This is a genomic window from Micromonospora luteifusca (assembly GCF_016907275.1).
Taxonomy (GTDB): domain Bacteria; phylum Actinomycetota; class Actinomycetes; order Mycobacteriales; family Micromonosporaceae; genus Micromonospora; species Micromonospora luteifusca.
Window position 1 is genome coordinate 1,519,235 of the sequence record NZ_JAFBBP010000001.1, and the last position, 19,930, is coordinate 1,539,164.

A 19,930-nucleotide genomic window follows, 5' to 3' on the forward strand; every position below is an offset into this window, starting at 1 on the left:
CTACATCCATGTTCGAGCACGATCTTGACCGCACAAGCCTGACGATCATGAGATTTGCCGAGGCGTTTCGCCCGATTTATCGCCCACCTACCTCATGATCGGCGAGTTGGACCCGGAGGCGTGCGGCGGCGCAGCACGAACGCGAGCAGGAGCAGGAGCAGGGCGGTCATCGCCACGGCGCCGGGGGCCTTCGTGAAACGGGCCAGGTTGGTGCCGTCGGGCAGGGCGAGGAAGGCCGCCGCCGCTGCCGGCAGCGCGAACCACGTCGTCCTCGTGGCGGCGAGCGCGAGCAGCGCCAGGGGCCAGGTCGCGTACCAGGGGTGGAAGACCGGGGACAAAACGACGGTGGCGACCAGCGCCAACGCCGCACCGTGCAACGCCACCCAAGGCTGCGTCAAGCGCACCGCCCGCGCCACCCGCCGCTGGTCGTCGTTCAACCCGCGCAGTGTCTGCCAGGCCCGCCACCAGAGCACCACCAGGACCCCGGCGAGCAACAGCAGAGCGATCGTCCGGACCACCGGCACCGCCTGCGGGTCCCGGCCGACCAGCGCGCCGGCGTAGTCCACGACCAGGCCGACGGCGGTGGGCGGCGACGTCCACTGCTCCGAGTCACCGCTGTGGGTCAGCCCGCCCACCCAACCGAACCCGAGGCCGGACAGCGCTGAGGTGACCAACAGCGCGGCGAGCAGCCCACCGGCCAACCAGCCGCCGGTGCGCAGCAACGCCCGTACGGTGTGGCGGCCGTGCACGGCGGCCAGCGCGGCGAACGGCACCACCACCACGGCGCTGGCCTTCACCGTCGCCGCCAGCCCGAGCAGCACCCCGGCGAACAGCAACGCCGACGGCCGACCCGGTCGGCGGATCACGATCAACAGCCCGGACAGCAGCAGGCCCAGCATCACCGCGTCGTTGTGCGCCCCGGCCACCAGGTGTACCCCGACCAGTGGGCAGGCCAGCGCCAGCCAGGCCGCCCGCCGGGTCGGCACCCCGGCCGCCCGCGCCAACCCGGGCACGCAGAACGCGGCCAGCAGCAGGCCCGCCACGGCGATCACGCGCAGCAGCACGACCGCCCCGGTGAGCCCGCCGCCGAGACTGACCGCGAGGGCCGCGAGCAGCACGAACACCGGGCCGTACGGTGCCGGGGTGTCCCGCCAGATCGGTGCCACCGCGTCCACCCACGGGCAGCCCGCCGCCGCCACCGGAACGGCGTACGGGTCGACGCCGTGCGCGTACGTCCAGCCCTGGCAGGCGTACGAGTAGACGTCCCGGCTGCCCAGCGGCGGCGCGACCAGCAGTGGCAACGTCCACAGTCCGGCGGTGGCGTACGCCCAGCGGGTCGACGGGGCACCGGCGCGCAACGACCACCACGCCCCGACCAGCAGAGCGGTGCCGGCCAGCCAGCAGGTCAGTGCCGCCGGGCCGTTCGGGGCTTGCCAGATCGACACCGGTGTCGCGCCCAGCGGGGCGTCGGGCCGGGCCCCACCGAGGTATCCGGCGACGGCGAGCAGGATCGCCCCGGCCAGTCCCGCGTACCGGGCGAAGCGAGCCAACCGCGAGCCAGCCGACGGCAACCCAGCCGGCGGACCAGCCGGCCGCAACCCAGGCTGCGGCAACCCAGACGACGGCAACCCAGACGACGGATCGGACGGCGGCGCACCGGGAGCGGTCACCGGCGCACCTTCCCTCAGTCGGCGGCGACCGGCTGACGGGCCGCCCGAGCCGACCGTACCAACCGGATGACCAGCACGATCACCAACAGCGTCATCAGCGGCGCCCCGACCGTCTTGGTGTATCGGGGCAGACCGGTGCCGTCGGGCAGTATCAGGAACGACGCGACCAGGGCGACCACGGTGAACCAGCGGGTCTGCCGGGCGGTGGCCGCCAACACGAACAACGGCCAGGTCCAGTACCAGGGGTGCACCACGGGAGAGAGCGCGACGGTGAGGGCGAGCGCGAGACCGGCGTGGTACAGCGGGTCGCGGGTGCGGGCCCGCCACCAGAGCCAGACGAGCAGCACGGCCAGGAGCACCACGGCGATCCCGCGTGTCACCGGCAACGCGTCGAGGTGACCGCCGAACGGCGCCGCGACGTACCCGATGGTCTGTCCGACGGCGGTCGGCGGGGAGGTCCAGGCGATGGCGGCACCGCCCTGGGAAAGCCCGCCTACCCAGCCGAAGTCCAGCCCACCGGCGACGGTCACGCCCACGACGGCCGCGACGGCGCCGCCGACCACCCAGCCGCCGTCGCGGATCAGGGTTCGGATCCGGTACGGCCCGGCGGTGGCCGCCAGCGCGGCGAACGGGACCACCACCACGGCGGTGACCTTGATCGCGACCGCGACTCCGAGCAGCACCCCGCCGACCAGCAACATTCCGCGCCGGCCGCGGTGCGACGCCACCACGGCCAACCCACCGACCAGCGCGGCGAGCATCAGCACGTCGTTGTGGGGACCGCCGATCAGGTGCGCCGCGACCAGCGGGCAGCCGAGCGCCAGCCACACTGCCCGCTTGGCCGGCACACCGGCCCGACGCGCCAGCACCGGCAGCGCCCACGCGGTCAACACGACCCCGAGCAGCGACAGCGCCCGAAACAGCACGATGCTGGCGTTCAGTGAGCCGGCGACCTTGACCACGGCGCCCGCGACCAGCACGAAGAGCGGTCCGTACGGCGCCGGGGTGTCCCGCCAGATCACGGAGACCGTGTCCAGCCAGGGACAGGGCAGCGCGGAGACGCCGTGCTCGTAGGGGCTGATGCCACCGGCGAAGCTGGCGCCCTGGCAGGCGTACGCGTAGACGTCCCGGCTGCCGAAGGGCGGTGCGACGAGCAGTGGCAGCAGCCAGAGCCCCACGGTGACCAGGGCCCAGCGCGTCGATGGCCCGCCGTCACGCAGGGCCCACCAGGCGTACGCCAGCAGACCGGTGCCGACCGCCCAGGCGGTCAGGATCAGTGGGCCGTTGGTGCCCTGCCAGATGCTGACCGGGGTGCTGCGCAGGGGGCCGCTCGGAAACGCGCCCCCGAGGAAGGCGGACAGCGCGAGCAGCGTCGAGCCGGCCAGGCCGGTCCAGCGTGCGAGGTGGGGAGGCACGCCCGACATGCTGCCAGCCGGTTGGTCGGCGGCCGACGGCAGGCACCGGGTCGGGTGCGTCCCCGGCCGGTCAGCAGTGGTTCGCGGGTACGAGGCCGCTTGAGATCGAGTAGTCACCGGCGGCGCGAACTCGAACCTCGGTCCACCCGTCCGCGCCGGGTCGCACGCAGCCGTCCGGGCCACTCAGCGACAGCCAGCGCGACCACCGCACCCGGATCGGTACGTCACCGGGCGTCGCGGTCAGCCGGATCGAGGCGCGGTCGGCGGTGACGAACTGGCCCGGGGCTCCGACCAGCGGCGTCGGGTCGACCACCGCGTACATGCGCCAGGTCGGATCACGCCAGACCTCCCGCAGGTACGGCAGGCCGCCGCGGATCAGCGCGGCCTCGTCGCGGCCCCACCGGTCGGCGGGGGCATCCGGGGCGAGCGCCACGTAGGTGACCGCCTCGTCGCGGAGCCACTGCTCGTAGGTCTGGGCGTTCAGGGTGCCGTCGTAGAACAGCGAGTTGCGGTCGGTGTCGACCTGGCGTTCCCAGCCGCGGGCGAGCGGCACCGTCGGTGGCAGGTACGCGGACTCCCAGTGGTCCCGCAGCGGCACCACCTCGATCCGCCCGACCGGCTGCCGCCGCTCAAGTTCCGCGACGAGCGGTTGGTGGAACTCCGGGGCGCTCTCCGCGGCGCCGGCCCGGGTGACGTCGCTCGTCATCACCGGGGACTGCCACCACACGGTCGCGGCGAGCAGCCCGGCCAGCCACGGCCCGGGCAGCGGGGCGTACCCGGCCAGCACGGGCAGCGCGAAGAGCAGCGGCAGGCGCAGCGCGTTGGAACCGATCGGGCTGGGCACGTAGTAGGCCCCGACCAGGAGCAGCACGGTGAGCACCGCGCCGACGCGCAGCACCCGGCGGCGACGCGGCAGCACGACCGCCACCAGCACGGCGAGCGCGACGTTGATCCGCATCGACTCGGCGGAGTACGGCTGGGTGCCTCCGTTGCCGAAGAGCACCGCGATCGGAGCCAGCGTGACAGCGGGTGCCACGGCCAGGACGATGCCCTCGGCCAGTGGTCGCTCCACCCGCCATCCACCCGGTAGACGACGGCCCGGCCCGTCACCGCGCCGCAGGGCGACCAGCAGCAACGTCGCGCCGGCCAGCCCGGTGAACAGGCCGGCGACCGGGCTCGCCGCCGTTGCCAGGGCGGCACAGCCGGCGGCGAGCGCCAGCCGGAGCGGACGCGGCGGACGTTCGGCGCTGACCGCGCAGAGCGCCAGCAGCCCGAACGCCAGCCCGACGGCGAAGGTGATCCGGCCGCTCGCCAGGTTGCCGACCAGCACCACGGCGCCGAGGACACCGGCCAGCAGCGGCCGGCGCGCCCGGTTGCGGGTGAACAGCCAACCCAGCGCCGCCGCGCCGAGCACAGCGGCGACGGCCCCCAGCGGACGGACCCCGATCAGTGCGCCCAAGCTGGCGGTGAAGAGGCTGTAGCCGTACTGGTTGACGCCGCCGTACCAGCCGAGGTCGACCGGAGTGGCACCGTAGCGGTCGGCGAACTCGGCGCGGGCCACCTGGGCGGCGAGGTCGGTGCCCATCCGTGGTGCGAGCAGGAACGCGACGGCGAGCACCACCGCGACCCCGGTGGCCACCGCCCAGCCGGTGCGCACACCTGCGGTGCGCTGCCCGAGGGGGCGCGGCGACGCGTCAGTCATTGAGGACGCGTTCCGCCGCGGCGCGGGAGCGGCGGCCGGTGCGCAGGTACTCGTCGAGGAACTCCCCCGGGTCGTCGCGGCCGAGCAGCCGGACCACGCCCGCCAGCTCCACTCCGTGCCGGGGCAGCTGGTCACCGGCCCGGCCGCGCACCAGCATCAACGCGTTGCGGACCTGCGCGGCCAGGGACCAGCCGGCGGCCATCTCCGCGGCGTCCGTCGGGTCGATCAGGCCGGCCCGCTCGGCGGCCGCGAGGGCATCGAGGGTACGCGTGCCGCGCAGCGCCGGATTCGCGCCAGCGTGCCGGAGTTGGACGAGTTGCACGGCCCATTCCACGTCGGCGAGCGCGCCGCGACCCAGCTTGGTGTGGGTGGCCGGGTCGGCCCCGCGCGGCAGCCGCTCGGTCTCCACCCGGGCCTTGATCCGGCGGATCTCGACGACCTGCTCGCGGGTCAGCCCCTCGGCCGGGTACCGCACCGGGTCGATCATCGCCTCGAACTCGGCGCCAAGGTCGGCGTCGCCGCAGACGAACCGAGCCCGCAGCAGTGCCTGCGCCTCCCACACCCGCGACCAGCGGGCGTAGTACGCGGCGTACGCGGCGAGGCTGCGTACCAGTGGACCCTGCCGGCCCTCCGGGCGCAGGTCGGCGTCGACGCCCAACGGCGGGTCGGGGGCGGGCACGCCGAGCAGTCGGCGCAGCTCCTCGGCGATCGCGTGCGCGGCGGCGCTGGCGGCACTCTCGCTGACCCCGGCGGGCGGGTCGTAGACGAAGAGCACGTCGGCGTCGGAGAGGTAGTTCGACTCGTACCCGCCGAGCCGGCCCATCCCGATCACCGCGAACCGCAGCCCTTCGGGAGCCGGCTGACTGGCCTGGGCGGCCCGCAGCGCGGCGGCCAGGGTGGCGTCGGTGACGTCGGCGAGCGCCGTACCGACGTCGGTGATGTCGGCCAGTCCGGGGGCGGGCCGGTTCGCACCGTCCGTCCGGGTCGGGCTGGGTGCCAGCGCGCCCGCCCGGCAGAGCAGGTCGGCGCAGGCCACCCGGACCAGCTCCCGACGTCGCAGCGCGCGCACCGCCCGAGTGGCCTCGATGGGGTCGGTGTGCCGGGCCGCCGCCGCGAGGAACCCCTCCCGGAGCACCTCGCTGGAGCGCGGCGCCAGCTCGTTCTCCTCGGCCAGCAGCCGCAGCGCCTCCGGGTCGCGGGCGAGCAGATCGGCGACGTACCGGGACAGGGCGAGCACCCGGGCCAGCCGACGGGCGACCGGCCCGCCGTCGCGCAGCAGCCGCAGATACCAGGGGGTGCTGCCCAGCTTGTCGGAGACCTTCCGGTAGTTGAGCAGCCCCCGGTCCGGCTCCGGCGCGTCGGCGAACTCGCTGAGCAGCACCGGCAGCAGCGTCCGCTGGATGGCCGCCGTGCGACTCACCCCGCCGGTGAGCGCCTGCAGGTGGCGCAGCGCCCCGGCCGGGTCGGCGAAACCGAGGATCTCCAGCCGGTGCCGGGCCGCCTCCGGAGTGAGCCGCAGCCCGTCGGCCGGCACCCGGGCCACCGACTCCAGCAGCGGCCGGTAGAGCAGTTTGGCGTGCAGCCGGCGTACCTCGGTGGCGTGGGTGACCCACTCGGCCCGGAAGCTCTCCACGGCGCTGCGCCCCGGCGCGGCCGTGAAACCCAGCGCGGCGGCGAGCCAGCGCAGCGCGCCTGGCTCGGCGGGCACGGTGTGCGTACGGCGCAGGCCCTGCAGTTGGAGCCGGTGCTCGACGCTGCGCAGGAACCGGTAGCCGCGCAGCAGCGCCTCGCCGTCGGCCCGACCGACGTAGCCGCCGGCGACGAGCGCGCGCAGTGCCGGAATGGTGCCGGGTGCTCGCAGCATCTCGTCGCCACGCCCGTGCACGAGTTGCAGCAGTTGGACGGCGAACTCGATGTCGCGCAACCCGCCGGGGCCACGCTTGATCTCCCGGTCCAGTTCCTTCGGCGGGATGTTGTCGATGATCCGACGCCGCATGGCGCGGACGTCCTCGACCGCCTCGGGTCGTTCGGCCGCCCGCCACACCAGCGGCGCGAGCTGGTCGATCCACTCCTGGGCCAGTGGCAGGTCACCGGCGGCCGGGCGGGCCTTGAGCAGCGCCTGGAACTCCCAGGTACGCGCCCACCGGCGGTAGTAGGCCACGTGACTGGCGAGGGTCCGCACCAAGGGGCCCCGGTTGCCCTCGGGGCGCAGCGCGGCGTCCACCGGCCAGGCGACCAGCCCACAGATGTGGATCAGCCGGGTCGCCACCAGGGTCGCGGCGGACAGGTCGGTGTCCTCGGCAGCCACGAAGATGACGTCCACGTCGGAGACGTAGTTCAGCTCGTCGCCGCCGCACTTGCCCATCGCCACCACCGCGAGCCGGGGCCGCTCGGTGCCCTCCGCCAGCTCCGCGACGGCGATCTCGTACGCCGCGGCCAACGTCGCGTCGGCCAGCGCGGACAGCGCGGCCATGGTCTGCTCCAGGCCGCGTCCGCCGGTCAGGTCGGCCGCCGCGATCCGCAGCAACGCCAACCGGTACGCGGTCCGCAGCGCCGCCACCGGGTTGCCACCGTCGGTCGGCTCCAGCCGCCCCTCGGCGGTCGGGGCGAGCCCGTCCGACGCGGTCCGCAGCGCAGCGCTGTGCTCGGGATGGGCCACCAGGTGATCGCCGAGCGCCGACGACGCACCGAGCACCGCGATCAGCCGCCGCCGCAGCCCGGGGTCGGAGTGCAGCTCCGTCAACAGCCGCGACTCCGCGGTAACGCCGTCGGCGCGGCGGTCTGCGCTGCCGTCGGCGCGGCGTTCCGCGCTACCGTCGACGCGGCGTTCGGCGTTGGCTTCGGCGCGGCGTTCGGCCTCGACGATGCGGTGCAGCTGACGCAGCGCCAGGTCCGGGTCGGCGGCCCGGGACAGCGCGGCGAGCAGCTCTCCGGCCACCTCGTCGACCGGCTCCTGCTCGACCGGCTGCCACAGGCGCAGCCCGTCCGGGCCGAGCAGGTCCGCGGCGCGCGCGCCGCCGTCGCCTTCGGCGGTGCCGAAGCCGTACCGGGCGAGCCGGCCCGGTGCCCTGGTCGGCCGACTCATCAGTGCCCGAGCAGCGGCAGGCCGCGTCGCATCGTGCTGTCGTCCAGCTCGCCGAGGGCCAGCGCGGCGAACCGGGCGGCGAACGGCTGCCAGACCTCCTCGACGTCGGCCAGCACCGACGCGCAGGCCGCGACCACCATCTCCGGGTCGTAGCCCAGCTCGGCGAGTTGGGTCGAGTCGGTGGCCCAGTCGGCGATCATCGCGGTGTCGCACTCGATGTGGAACTGCAACCCCCACGCCCGATCACCGAGCCGGAACGCCTGATGCGGGTAACGGGTGGACGCGGCCAGCAGGGTGGCGCCCCGGGGCAGCTCGGTGATCTCGTCGGAGTGCCACTGGAGGACGTCCGGGATCAACGGCACGTACCGGAACAACGCGTCGCCCTCGGCGGCGTCGCGCCGGCCGACCACACCCGGGCCGATCTCCGGCCCGGACGGGCTCCGCTCGACCAGCCCGGCGTGCGCGGTGGCGAGCAGTTGCGCGCCCAGGCAGACCGCCAGGGTGGGAACCCGGTACCGGACCGCCTTGCGCAGCAGGCCCTCCACGGCGGGAAACCAGGGTGCGCCGGGCGAGCCGTCCGGCAGCGGGTACGCCTGTTGCTCACCGCCGAGCACCACCAGCGCCGCGTACCCCTCCAGGTCGGCGGGGAGCTCGTCGCCGGCGTGCGGGCGAACCACCCACAGCTCCAGCCCAGCCTCGGTCAGCCACTCACCCAACCGACGCGCGTCGTTCGTCGGGTCGTTCTCGATCACCAGCGCGGTTGCCACCCGTCGAGGCTAGCCGGTAGGCCACGCCACGCCACGCCCCGGCACGGGCCGCGCAGCCTCCCACCGCCCGCGCGGCCTCCCACCGCCCCGGCGTGGGTCTCGACGACGGCGGGGTCGTTAGGCTCTGCGGTTGTGATCAGCGAGGACACCGACGCCGTCCGCCCACCCGTACTGCGACCAGGTGACACGGTCCTACTGGTGTCTCCGTCCGGGCCGACCTCCCCGGAGCGGGTGGCCCGGGGCATGGAGTTGCTCATCGGTTGGGGCCTGCGGCCGGTGCCGGCGCCGAACGCGTACGCCCGCCACGGCTACCTCGCCGGCACCGACGACCTGCGCGCCGCCGACCTGAACGCGGCTTTCGCCGACCCGGAGATTCGTGGGGTGATCTGCACCCGGGGCGGGTACGGCGCCCAGCGGATCGTGGATGCCATCGACATGGCCGCCGTCCGCCGCGACCCGAAGGTGGTGGCCGGCTTCTCGGACATCACCGCGCTGCAGTTCGCGCTGTGGCGGGGTGCCCGGTTGGCCGGTGTGCACGGCCCGGGAGCGGCCTGGCGGGACGAGCGGACCCCGCTGCGCTCCGCCGAGTCCCTGCACGCCGCGCTCATGACGACCGAGCCGGTGTCGATCGCCGCGGTGCCCACCGAGGAAACCTTCGGTGTACGCGTCCCGGGTCGCGCCACCGGCACCCTGCTCGGCGGCAACCTGTGCCTGATCGCCGCGTCGATCGGCACACCGGACCTGCCCGACCTGACCGGTGCGGTGCTGTTGATCGAGGATGTGCAGGAGCCCCCGTACAAGGTCGACCGGATGCTCACTCACCTGCGCCGGGCCGGCGCGCTGGACGGGCTGGCCGGGGTGGCGGTCGGGCAGTTCACCGATTGCGGGGACGGCTGGGACACCACGATCGTCGACGTGCTCACCGAACGGCTCGGCGACCTGGGCGTACCGGTGCTCGGCGGTCTCCCCATCGGTCACGGCCCCGGCCAGTTGACCGTTCCCCTCGGCACCAGAGCGACCCTCGACGTCAACGCCGGCACCCTGACAGCCGCCCCCGCAGTCCAATAACCCCACCCCACCCCACACCCCCACCCTGGTGATCAAGAGGTTTGCGTCATTTCTGGGCGCGATCCTGACGCAAACCTCTTGATCACCAGGCGGGGTGGGGGTGGAGGTTAGGCGGCTGTCAGGTGGGCTACGGCGCCGATCTCCAGGGCGGCCCAGACGCCTTCGGGGGTGAGTGTGATGCCGTGCGGTTCGGCGTGCGGGGTGGGCAGGTCGTAGCTGTCTATCCGGCCGGCGGGATCGATGTGACCGATCCGGTTCGCACCCCACTCGGTGAACCAGGCGCCGCCGGCCGGGTCCGCCACGATCGCGTGCGGACGGGCCGACCGGTCCGGCAGCGGATACTCGGCGATCGCGCCATCCGGGTCGACCCGACCGAGCTGACCGGCTGCGATTTCCACGAACCAGATGGCACCGTCGCCGCCGAGGGTGATGCCGACCGGGCCGGCGTTCTCGGTGGGCAACGGGTGCAGGGTCGCCCTGCCGTCGAGGTCGATCCGGCCGATCGCGTTCGCCTGGTTGAGGGTGAACCAGAGGGCATCGTCCGCGCCGGCAGCGATCATCGAGGCGAACCCGCCGGTCACCGGCAGCGGGAATGCGGTGACCGTGCCGTCGGTGTCCACCCGACCGATCGTGTCGGAGGTCATCCCGGCGTACCAGAGTGCGCCATCGGGGCCGGCGGCGATGCCGCCCGGTCCGGTGCCGGCCGGCAGGGCGATCGTGCGCTGCTCGCCGTCGACGGTGATCCGACCGATCCGGTCGTCCCCGGAGCGAGTGAACCAGAGGGCGTCGTCCGGCCCCGTGGTGATGATCAGCGGGCGGCCACCGGCCGGATCCAGCGGGTAGGTGCGGACCACTCCGTCAGCCCCCAAACGGGCGACCCCACCGGCGTGGACCAGCGTCAGCCACAACGCGCCGTCGGGGCCGGCCGTGATGCCGTACGGGCCAGCGGCCGGCGCGGCCAGCGGAATCTCCCGAATCTCAACGGTCGTCACGAGCTGCGTCCTTTCGCCGGTGGATCGCCAACCCTGAACGCCCGTCCAGCAACGACGCAACCGATTTCACCGCCCGCGCATCAATTGTCAGCCCGCTGACAGGTTCGCCACGGGTCGCACCCAGACTCCCTCGTCACTGTCGGTAGGGACATTGCACGATGACCGAGCATCTGGAGGACAGCATGTCCCGCACCATCCGTAGGAAGCACCTGCTGGCCGGCCTGGCCACCGCCGGCGTCCTCGGCGTCGGGATCGCGGCCCCGACGATCGCGTTCGCCGCGGAAACCCCCACACCGGCACCGAGCGCCAGCACGGCCCCGGCTCCCGGAGCGAAGGCCGACCGGCAGGGTGAGTTCGCCGACGCACTCGCCAAGGAGTTGGGCGTCCCCGCCGACAAGGTGACCGCCGCGCTGAAGAAGATCCGCGAGCAGCACCGAGCCGACCGTCCGCAGCACCCGCAGCGGCCGTCCGGCGAGGACCGGCAGGCCGCGCTCAAGGAGCGGCTGGCCCAGGCGGTCAAGGACGGCAAGCTCACCCAGGAGCAGGCCGACGCGATCACCAAGGCCGTCGAGGCCGGCGTCTTCCCCGGCCCGGGCGGCCACCGCGGTCCGGGCGGTCACGGTGGCCCGGGCGGTCACGGCGGCTCGGGCAGTCAGGGTGGTCCGGGCAGTCCCGCGGGTACGCCCAGCAAGTGACCCCGTAGGGCAGAGCCTGGCCGACCTCGCCCAGGCCCGGCCCGACGCCGCTCGGCGGGTCCGCCGCTCGGCCGTCGTGTCGGCACGGGGCGGGCCGTCCGGCTTGATCCACTCAATGTCGGCGATGTGGCGGTATCCCAGGCACTCGGACACCGCCACATCGCCGATCTGGAGTCGATCACCGCCCGAGGCCCACCGGCCGACCCTGGCTCATGCCGCCAACCCGACTCCAGGCCGTCAGCCCGACTCAAGCCCGTCAGCCCAACTCAGGCCCGCCGTCAGCCCCGGCTGGGGCCAACCCGGCGCGGGAGCGTCAGTCCTGCTTGGGCGGGGGCGCGAACACGCCCAGGTGGTTGCCGGCCGGGTCGAGCAGGTGGGCCAGGCTGAGCCCGCTCGGTGCCGTACGCGCCGGCACCAGCACCTGGCCGCCGGCCGCCTCGGCCTGCCGGCAGGTTTCCGCCACGTCGGCGACCTCGGCGTAGAACACCGCGTAGTTGGGCGACGTCCCGTCGGTCGCCCGGATCGCCCCGCCGATCCCGGTGTCGCCACCGGCCCCGGTCACGCGGTAGGACCCGCCGTTGGCCGAGCCCTGCTCCTCGAAGGTCCAGCCGAACAGCTCTCCGTAGAAGCGCTCCGCCTCCTCCGGCCGGTCGGTGCCGATCTCGAACCACGTGATGGGTGTCGTGGACATCTACTGCCTCCAGAGTTTCCCGTGCTGGCCGTACGGCCGTCTTCTGGAGCAGTCTCGGGGGCGTCCGCGACAGCGTCCTGTCGGTGTTTCCGGATCACCCGGCGGAGTTTCTCCCGGCCGGGTGATCCGCAGAACCGCGCGTCGACGCGTTTCAGACCAGGCTCAACGGGCGGACCCGTTCGTGCGGGATGTCGAGATCCGTCGGGCGGAACTCCCGGACCACCACGTCCGGCAGCGCCTGGACGCTCCGGATCCGGTCGGTGCGGAAGCACCGCAGTTCGTCGCGCATCCGGCACCAGGCGAGCAGGTACCAGTGTCGGGAGTTGCCGAGGTAGCCGAGCGGCTCGACGGCACGGATCGAGTCGGTGCCGGCGCAGTCCGCGTACCGGATGCGCAGCACCCGCCGCGCGGCGACCGCGTCGGCGACGGTGGCCGGGACGGGCGTGGCCGGCCCGTCGCCGATCAGGTGTACGCGGCCGGCGAGACGGTGCGCCTCGGCGGCGTCGGCCGCTGGCAGCACCGCCACCAGCTTGCGTAGCGCGGTGGCGCCCGGCCCGGCGAACGGCGTGCCGGCGAGCCGGTGCAGCGCCACGGCCATCGCCACCGCCTCGGCGGCGGTCAGGTTGACCGGAGGCAGCGTGCGGGCGCGGTCCAGGACGTAACCGCCGGTGCGCCCGGGCTCGGCCCAGATCGGCACCCCGGCTTCCTGCAGCGCGCCGAGGTCCCGTTCGATGGTCCGGCTGCTCACCTCGAAGCGCGCGGCCAGCCAGCGGGCGCTGCGCGGCCGTGGCGACACCGCCCGCAGCTCCTCGACCAGGGCGTAGAGGCGGTCCGTGCGGTTCATGCCCGGCACGCTACGACCGGGGTACGACGACGACCAAGCTCGTGCGGATGCTCCAGCGCCTGCGGCTACAGCGCCAGGTAGCGCTGCCGCTCGTACGGGGTGACCTCACGGCGGTACTGCTCCCACTCGGCCCGCTTGTTGCGCAGGAAGAAGTCGAAGACGTGCTCGCCGAGCACCTCGGCGACCAGCTCGGAGCCTTCCATCACGTCGATCGCCTCGGCGAGGTTCTCCGGCAGCGCCTCGTAGCCCATGGCACGCCGCTCCGCGCTGGTCAGTGACCAGACGTCGTCCTCGGCGCCCGGCGGCAGCTCGTACCCCTCCTCGATGCCCTTCATGCCGGCACCGAGCAGCACCGCGAAGGCCAGGTACGGGTTGGCCGCCGAGTCCAGCGAGCGGACCTCGACCCGGGCCGAGTTGGGCTTGCCGTACGCGGGGACCCGGACCAGCGCGGACCGGTTGAGGTGACCCCAGCAGACGTACGCGGGGCTTTCGGTGATGCGGTCCGGCAGGTGCTGCGGGAAGAGCCGCTTGTACGAGTTGACCCACTGGTTGGTGACCGCGGTGTATTCCCGGGCGTGCACCAGGAGGCCGGCGATGAACGACTTCGCCACCTTGGACAGCTTCATCGGGTCGCCGCTGTCGTGGAAGGCGTTGCGCTCCCCCTCGAACAGTGACAGGTGGGTGTGCATCCCACTGCCCGGCTGGTCGGTGAACGGCTTCGGCATGAAGCTGGCCTGCACTCCGGTGGAGAGCGCCACCTCCTTGACCACGTGCCGGAAGGTCATGATGTTGTCGGCGGTGGTGAGGGCGTCGGCGTAGCGCAGGTCGATCTCCTGCTGGCCGGGCGCGACCTCGTGGTGGCTGAACTCCACCGAGATGCCGATCCGCTCCAGCGCCAGTACGCCCTGTCGGCGGAAGTCCCGAGCCACGGCGTGGGTGGTGTGCTCGAAGTAGCCGCCGGTGTCGACCGGGATGGGCACCGAGCCGTCCTGAGGGCCGTTCTCCAGCAGGAAGAACTCGATCTCGGGGTGGGTGTAGAAGGTGAAGCCCTTCTCGGCGGCCTTGGACAGCGCGCGGCGCAGCACGTGCCGGGGGTCGGCCCAGGAGGGCCCACCGTCGGGCAGCAGGATGTCGCAGAACATCCGGGCGCTCTCGCCGCTGACCCCGCCCTCGAAGGGGAACACCTGGAAGGTGGTCGGGTCGGGCATGGCCACCATGTCCGATTCGAAGACCCGGGCGAAGCCCTCGATCGCCGAGCCGTCGAAGCCGATGCCCTCTTCGAAGGCCGCCTCCAGTTCGGCGGGCGCCACCGAGACGCTCTTGAGCGTGCCCAGCACGTCGGTGAACCACAGCCGGACGAACCGGATGTCCCGCTCTTCCAGCGTCCGGAGGACGAACTCCTGCTGACGGTCCACTTCCCCAACCCCTCGCGACACTCTTCTGTCCGCCTCGGCCGGGCTGCACCCGACCTGATCGCCCAGTCTTACCGGGCCTGGTTACGCAGACGTTACGCGAACTGTCGCCGGCCGTCCCCTCGTGTCCCGCCCGGCGAGCGCGGACCCCAGCCGTGCCGGCACGTCCGCCGCCACGACGGCCGGGCTTCTGCCGCTGCGGCCCGGGGAGCGCCCGTCGCGGCAGGTGGCGGCAATCTCGTCGGAGGGTACGGATTGTCGCGTGGAGGCTGGGGCAAGATGAGGACATGCCCACCCTGCGTCTCGCCCTGTCCCAGGTCAACCCGAGCGTCGGCGACCTCGCCGGAAATGCCGACCTGGTCCGCAGCTGGACTCGCCAGGCTGCCGATGCCGGTGCCCAGCTGGTGCTCTTCCCGGAAATGATGCTCACCGGTTACCCGGTCGAGGATCTGGTCTTCCGGCGCTCCTTCGTGGCCGCGTCCCGGGCCGCCCTGGAACGGCTCGCGGCCGACCTCGCCGCCGACGGCCTCGGCGAGCTGCCGGTGGTGGTCGGTTACCTGGACGCCGACGGCCCGCCGCAGGTCAGCGGGGACGCGGAGCCCGGCCGGGGCGCCCGCAACGCCGCCGCGCTGCTGCACCGGGGTGTGGTGGCCGCCCGCTACTTCAAGCACCACCTGCCCAACTACGGCGTCTTCGACGAGGACCGGTACTTCATCTCCGGTGACGCGCTGACGGTGGTGCGGATCGGCGGCGTGGACGTCGCGCTGACCATCTGCGAGGACCTGTGGCAGGCCGGCGGTCCGTTCGCCGCCGCCCGGAGGGCCGGCGTCGGCCTGGTGGTCAACATCAACGGCTCGCCGTACGAGCTGAACAAGGACGACATCCGGCTGCCGCTGGTCCGCCGCCGGGCCGCCGAGGCGGGTGCCGCCATCGCGTACGTCAACATGACCGGCGGCCAGGACGAGCTGGTCTTCGAGGGCGACTCGATGATCGTGAGCGCCGACGGTGAGCTGCTCACCCGGGCCCCGCAGTTCGTCGAGCACCTGCTCGTGCACGACATCGAACTGCCGGCCGCCGCCACCCCGCCGACCACCGAGACGCTGGCGGACGACATGCGGATCGTGCACAGCACCTTGGACGGCATTCCGCCGACGCCGTCCGGCCCGGCCGTCACCGGCGGGCTGATCGAGCCGGTGGCCGACGAGGCCGAGGTGTGGCAGGCGCTGGTGCTGGGCCTGCGCGACTACGTCAACAAGAACCGTTTCCCCTCGGTGGTGCTCGGTCTCTCCGGCGGCATCGACTCGGCGGTGGTGGCCGCGCTCGCCGTCGACGCGCTGGGACCGGACCGGGTGGTCGGGGTGTCGCTGCCCAGCCAGCACTCCTCCGAGCATTCCCGGGAGGACGCGGCCGATCTGGCCAAGCGCACCGGCCTGGACTACCGCGTCGAGCCCATCCAGCCGATGGTGGACGGCTTCCTGGCCAACCTGTCGCTGTCCGGGCTCGCCGTGGAGAACCTCCAGGCCCGGGTTCGCGGCGTGATCCTGATGGCGCTGTCGAACCAGGAGGGCCACCTGGTGTTGACCACCGGCAACAAGAGCGAACTGGCGGTCGGCTACTCCACCCTGTACGGCGACTCGGTGGGTGGCTTCAACCCGGTCAAGGACGTCTGGAAGACGCTGATCTGGCGGCTCGCGAAGTGGCGCAACAAGGACGCGATCCGGCGCGGTGAGACCGCCCCGATCCCGGAGAACTCGATCGGCAAGCCGCCGAGCGCCGAGCTGAGCCCGGGCCAACTCGACAGCGACAGCCTGCCCGAGTACGACGTCCTGGACCCGATCCTGATCGGCTACGTCGACGGCGACCTCGGCCGCGACGGGCTGGTCGAGTCGGGTCACGACCCGGCGGTGGTGGACAAGGTGCTGCGGCTGGTGGATACCGCCGAGTACAAGCGACGGCAGTCGGCGCCGGGCACGAAGATCTCCATGAAGGCGTTCGGCCGGGACCGCCGTCTGCCCATCACCAACCGGTGGCGCGAGCACGGCTGAGCCGTACCCGTGGGCGTCGGGTCGGTTGGACGGCCCGACGCCGTCACGCGGACCGCTCGCGACGGCCTCGCCGGGCTCGTGCGGCGGCCTCGCCGGGCTGTCGCGGTGGCCTCGCCGTGGAGTGACATCTTGCACTGGGCTCTGCCGTCACCCCGCCCCGCGGTGCGACGATCGCGACAGAACCCGGGGACCGCGCAGGCGGCCTCGAGGAAGGGAGACAGAGATGGTGGAGTCCACTCCGAACGAGGTGACCGCGCTGTACGGCGGACCGGCCACCCGTCGGGTCCGCACCCGCGACCTGCTCGCCGCCAAGGAGCGCGGCGAACGGTGGCCGATGCTCACCTCGTACGACCAGTACACGGCGTCGATCTTCGACCAGGCCGGTGTCCCGGTGCTGCTGGTCGGCGACTCGGCCGCGAACAACGTCTTCGGCTACGAGACGACCCTGCCGGTCACCGCCGACGAACTGCTTCCGCTGGTGCGGGCCGTGGTGCGGGCGACCCGGCAGGCACTGGTCGTCGGTGACCTGCCGTTCGGCTCGTACGAGGAGGGCCCGGCCCAGGCGCTGCGCACCGCCGTCCGGTTCATGAAGGAAGGTGGCTGCCACGCGGTGAAACTGGAGGGTGGTCGCCGCTGTGCCGCGCAGATCGCCGCGATCGTCGGTGCTGGCATTCCGGTGATGGCGCACATCGGCTTCACCCCGCAGAGCGAGCACACCCTGGGCGGCTACCGCGTGCAGGGCCGGGGCGACACCGCCGACGAGGTGCTCGCCGACGCACGGGCGGTGACGGAGGCGGGTGCGTTCGCGGTGGTGCTGGAAATGGTGCCCGGCGAGGTCGCCAAGCGGATCACCCACGAACTGCCGATCCCCACGGTCGGCATCGGCGCCGGCCCGGACACCGATGCGCAGGTGCTGGTCTGGCAGGACATGGCCGGACTGCGCACCGGCAAGGCACCGCGCTTCGTCAAGCGGTACGCGGACCTGGCTGGCGCTCTCACCGACGCCACCCGCCGTTTCGCCGACGAGGTTCGCGGCGGCGAGTTCCCCACCGCCGAGCACACCTTCTAGAGCCGCAGCGGCGGGGCCGACCACGGAGTTCCCGCGCCACCGGCCGGTCCCGCCGCCCAAGCTGGGACCGGCGTTCGATCCAGACGTGGTCCGTGGGCAGCGCTCGTGAGCGTGATCAGATGTCGGTGACGCGGATGCCGGCGTGTGCCTTGTAGCGCTTGTTGATGGCGATCAGGTTGGCGGTGAACGCCTCGATCTGGTGGGCGTTGCGCAGCCGGCCGGCGTAGATGCCGCGCATCCCGGGGATCCGGGCGGCGAGCGCGCCGACGATGTCGACCAACTCGCGGTCCTCGGTGCAGATCAGCACGTCCAGGTCGATCCGGTCGATCTCCGGGTCGGCCAGCAGCGGGGCACTGACGTGGTTGAACGCCGCGCAGACCCGGGAGTCGGGCAGCAACGCGGCGGCCTGCTGCACGGCGCTGCCTTCGGCGACGGTCAACGCGTACGGGCCCTGCTTGTCGAAGCCGAGCGGGTTGACGCAGTCGATGACGATGCGGCCGGCGAGCGGCTCGGCGAGGGCGGCGACGGTGGCGGCGTGCCCGTCCCACGGCACCGCGATGATCACCACGTCGCTACGGCGCGCCACCTCGTCGTTGGCCGCACCGGTGACGCTGCCGCCGGTCGGGATCCCGGGCAGGGCGGCGATCTCAGCTGCGGACTCGGCGGCCCGCTCGGCGGACCGGGAGCCGATCAGCACCGTCTGCCCGGCCCGCGCGAACCGGTAGGCGAGACCACGCCCCTGGTCGCCGGTACCACCGATGATGCCGACCGTCAGCCCGGACACGTCGGGCAGCGTGCTCGCGTCGTATGCCATGGGTTCATCCTCGCAAACCGCCAGCTCGGCAGCAGCGCCGAGGCTGTGACAAGCCCGCTGCCCGGGCGGGCGGCCGGAAGCCGGGAGCGAGCCCACCCGCCGGGCAGAGGACCACGGTCTGCGCCAGGCCCGAGCCCGGCGGCGGGAAGGTGGCCGGGTCAGGCCAGCTCGAACAGGACTGTGCGGGCCGCCGGGTCGGCGGTGACGAGTCGGACCCGGACCCGTTCGCCGAGCGGCAGTTGGCCGAGGCATCGGCCGCGTACCGGTGGGGCGTCCAACGCCACCGTGCCGCCGGGGGGTCGGGGCCGGGACCGGCCGTTGGGCGGGGCGTCGACGTCCAGCACGGCCGCGTCGAAGGTCTCGCCCACCCGGTCCGCCAGCAGCACCGCCTCGGCCAGCTCGACGGCACCCCGGGCGGCCGCTGAGGCGGTCCGGTCGGTGCTCGCCATCACCTCGGGCAGCCGGGGCAGCGCGGCGTGGGCCCAGTCGGGCACCGGCCGGCCCGCGTGCAGGGCCAGGCAGACCTCTGTGGCGTACCGGTCGGCCAGGCGCCGCAGCGGCGCCGTGACGTGGGCGTACGCGGCTGCCACACCGCCGTGCTCCGGGTGCTCCGGCGGTGTCCCGTCGAATGCGGTGTACGCGGCTCCGCGCATCAGCTCGGCTGCCTGGTCGATGAACGCGGCGGCGCGGGGCTGGGCTGCGTCCAGGTTGGCGATCACCTGACCCGCGTGGGCGCCGTCCGGCCAGTGCACGCCCAGCGGCGCGGCGGCGGCCCGTAGCCGCTGCACCGCCTCCGGTTTCGGCGCTGGCATGGTACGCAGCACGCCGACCCGGCCGGCCAGCATGATGTCGGCGGCGGCCATCCCGGTCAGCAGGGAGATCTGGGCGTTGTGCTCCTCCATCGGCGCTGGCGCGCGCAGGACCAGCCGCCAGCCCTCACCGTCGGGCTCCAGATCCTGCTCGGGCAGCGGAAGGTTGATGGCGCCGCGTCGCAGCCCTCGGGCCGTGAGTCGGTCGCCGATCTCGGGCAGCAGCGCGATCGGGTCGGGTAGTCGACCGGCGTCGGCTGCGGCCTGCACCCCGGTGTAGTCGAGTTTGGCCCGGCTGCGGACCATCGCGCGTTCCAGCTCCACGGCCACTGTGCCGCCGTCGGCGTCCAGGTCGATGGTCCAGATCACCGCGGCCCGGTCGTCGTCGGGCAGCAGGCTGGCGGCGCCCTCGCTGAGGGATCGGGGATGCAGCGGCACGTTCCCATCGGGCAGGTAGATGGTCTGCCCTCGCCGCCAGGTCTCCGCCTCCAAGGCGCCGCCCGGGGTGACGTGCGCGGCGACGTCGGCGATCGCGTACCGCACCCGGTAGCCGCCACCGGGGCGGCGGGCGAGGTGCATCGCCTGGTCCAGGTCGCGGGAGGTGGCCGGATCGACCGTGACGAACGGTACGTCGGTGCGGTCGACGGGCGGCCGGGGCGGTGCGGCGGCGGCCTCGTCGGCCTCACGCTGAGCGTCGGTTGGAAACTCCTCGGGCAGGCCGAGTTCGCGGCGCAGCGCGCCGAAGTCGATGCGGGGCGCGAGTACGCGTCGGATGACCACGGGTCAATCCTGACAGCGCCGCGGGTGATCCGCTTCCGGTGACCGGCCGAGAAATCCGACCGGCCCACAACC

General features: G+C 73.4%; 15 protein-coding genes. 4 read left to right on the plus strand and 11 right to left on the minus strand.

Going from position 1 to position 19,930, the window contains the following annotated elements; genetic code table 11:
* Positions 1-92: 92 nt before the first annotated feature.
* The 5 genes from mptB (JOD64_RS06405) to JOD64_RS06425 form a co-directional block, all read right to left on the minus strand.
* On the minus strand, positions 93-1,550 hold the full coding sequence (mptB, locus tag JOD64_RS06405; RefSeq protein ID WP_239559433.1) for a polyprenol phosphomannose-dependent alpha 1,6 mannosyltransferase MptB: 1,458 nt from the start codon (positions 1,548-1,550) through the stop codon (positions 93-95).
* A 134-nt stretch (positions 1,551-1,684) separates the two neighbouring features.
* Positions 1,685-3,085, minus strand: coding sequence for a polyprenol phosphomannose-dependent alpha 1,6 mannosyltransferase MptB (gene mptB / locus JOD64_RS06410; protein WP_204941390.1), 1,401 nt, complete (start codon positions 3,083-3,085; stop codon positions 1,685-1,687).
* A 70-nt stretch (positions 3,086-3,155) separates the two neighbouring features.
* Complete coding sequence (locus tag JOD64_RS06415; protein ID WP_204941391.1) at positions 3,156-4,787, minus strand: hypothetical protein; 1,632 nt, start codon at positions 4,785-4,787, stop codon at positions 3,156-3,158.
* A complete protein-coding gene (locus tag JOD64_RS06420) occupies positions 4,780-7,872 on the minus strand; it encodes a bifunctional [glutamine synthetase] adenylyltransferase/[glutamine synthetase]-adenylyl-L-tyrosine phosphorylase (RefSeq protein WP_204941392.1) in 3,093 nt (1,030 codons plus the stop codon). The genes JOD64_RS06415 and JOD64_RS06420 overlap by 8 nt, the downstream gene beginning before the upstream one ends.
* Positions 7,872-8,639, minus strand: coding sequence for a type 1 glutamine amidotransferase (locus JOD64_RS06425; RefSeq protein ID WP_204941393.1), 768 nt, complete (start codon positions 8,637-8,639; stop codon positions 7,872-7,874). Before JOD64_RS06425 ends, JOD64_RS06420 begins: the two co-directional genes overlap by 1 nt.
* Before the next feature lie 132 nt (positions 8,640-8,771).
* Between JOD64_RS06425 and JOD64_RS06430 the strand changes: the two genes are divergently transcribed.
* The gene (locus JOD64_RS06430; protein ID WP_204941394.1) at positions 8,772-9,707 is read left to right on the plus strand and encodes a S66 peptidase family protein; all 936 of its coding nucleotides are present in this window, start codon (positions 8,772-8,774) and stop codon (positions 9,705-9,707) included.
* A 107-nt stretch (positions 9,708-9,814) separates the two neighbouring features.
* On the opposite strand, the gene JOD64_RS06435 is transcribed toward JOD64_RS06430, so the two are convergent.
* Positions 9,815-10,699: a Vgb family protein gene (locus JOD64_RS06435; protein ID WP_204941395.1), complete on the minus strand. Its 885-nt coding sequence runs from the start codon at positions 10,697-10,699 to the stop codon at positions 9,815-9,817.
* A gap of 182 nt (positions 10,700-10,881) precedes the next feature.
* Between JOD64_RS06435 and JOD64_RS06440 the strand changes: the two genes are divergently transcribed.
* On the plus strand, positions 10,882-11,394 hold the full coding sequence (locus tag JOD64_RS06440) for a hypothetical protein (protein ID WP_204945934.1): 513 nt from the start codon (positions 10,882-10,884) through the stop codon (positions 11,392-11,394).
* Between the two features lie 313 nt (positions 11,395-11,707).
* Here the strand turns inward: JOD64_RS06440 and JOD64_RS06445 are convergent, their stop codons facing one another.
* The 3 genes from JOD64_RS06445 to glnA all read right to left on the minus strand — a co-directional run bounded on the left by JOD64_RS06445 (position 11,708) and on the right by glnA (position 14,344).
* On the minus strand, positions 11,708-12,085 hold the full coding sequence (locus tag JOD64_RS06445; protein WP_204941396.1) for a VOC family protein: 378 nt from the start codon (positions 12,083-12,085) through the stop codon (positions 11,708-11,710).
* A 151-nt stretch (positions 12,086-12,236) separates the two neighbouring features.
* Positions 12,237-12,929 carry a helix-turn-helix transcriptional regulator gene (locus tag JOD64_RS06450; protein ID WP_204941397.1) on the minus strand — a complete coding sequence of 231 codons (693 nt, stop codon included), beginning with the start codon at positions 12,927-12,929 and terminating at the stop codon, positions 12,237-12,239.
* A gap of 65 nt (positions 12,930-12,994) precedes the next feature.
* Positions 12,995-14,344, minus strand: coding sequence for a type I glutamate--ammonia ligase (glnA, locus tag JOD64_RS06455; RefSeq protein ID WP_204941398.1), 1,350 nt, complete (start codon positions 14,342-14,344; stop codon positions 12,995-12,997).
* Between the two features lie 284 nt (positions 14,345-14,628).
* On the opposite strand from glnA, the gene JOD64_RS06460 reads away from it, so the two are divergent.
* Together JOD64_RS06460 and panB are read left to right on the plus strand one after the other, a co-directional pair.
* Positions 14,629-16,386, plus strand: a complete 1,758-nt coding sequence (locus JOD64_RS06460; protein WP_204941399.1) for an NAD+ synthase — start codon at positions 14,629-14,631, stop codon at positions 16,384-16,386.
* 223 nt (positions 16,387-16,609) lie between these two features.
* Positions 16,610-17,455 carry a 3-methyl-2-oxobutanoate hydroxymethyltransferase gene (gene panB, locus JOD64_RS06465; RefSeq protein ID WP_204941400.1) on the plus strand — a complete coding sequence of 282 codons (846 nt, stop codon included), beginning with the start codon at positions 16,610-16,612 and terminating at the stop codon, positions 17,453-17,455.
* Between the two features lie 115 nt (positions 17,456-17,570).
* On the opposite strand, the gene npdG is transcribed toward panB, so the two are convergent.
* Complete coding sequence (gene npdG, locus JOD64_RS06470) at positions 17,571-18,269, minus strand: NADPH-dependent F420 reductase (RefSeq protein WP_204941401.1); 699 nt, start codon at positions 18,267-18,269, stop codon at positions 17,571-17,573.
* A gap of 158 nt (positions 18,270-18,427) precedes the next feature.
* Entirely contained in the window at positions 18,428-19,858 is a 1,431-nt protein-coding gene (locus tag JOD64_RS06475) for an RNB domain-containing ribonuclease (RefSeq protein ID WP_204941402.1), read from the minus strand.
* Positions 19,859-19,930: the final 72 nt, after the last annotated feature.

Coding starts and splice junctions, on each gene's coding strand:
- JOD64_RS06460 (WP_204941399.1), top strand. CDS start 14,629: ATGCCCACCCTGCGTCTCGCCCTGTCCCAGGTCAACCCGAGCGTCGGC.
- JOD64_RS06445 (WP_204941396.1), bottom strand. CDS start 12,085: ATGTCCACGACACCCATCACGTGGTTCGAGATCGGCACCGACCGGCCG.
- panB (WP_204941400.1), top strand. CDS start 16,610: ATGGTGGAGTCCACTCCGAACGAGGTGACCGCGCTGTACGGCGGACCG.
- JOD64_RS06440 (WP_204945934.1), top strand. CDS start 10,882: ATGTCCCGCACCATCCGTAGGAAGCACCTGCTGGCCGGCCTGGCCACC.
- JOD64_RS06450 (WP_204941397.1), bottom strand. CDS start 12,929: ATGAACCGCACGGACCGCCTCTACGCCCTGGTCGAGGAGCTGCGGGCG.
- JOD64_RS06420 (WP_204941392.1), bottom strand. CDS start 7,872: ATGAGTCGGCCGACCAGGGCACCGGGCCGGCTCGCCCGGTACGGCTTC.
- JOD64_RS06415 (WP_204941391.1), bottom strand. CDS start 4,787: ATGACTGACGCGTCGCCGCGCCCCCTCGGGCAGCGCACCGCAGGTGTG.
- npdG (WP_204941401.1), bottom strand. CDS start 18,269: ATGGCATACGACGCGAGCACGCTGCCCGACGTGTCCGGGCTGACGGTC.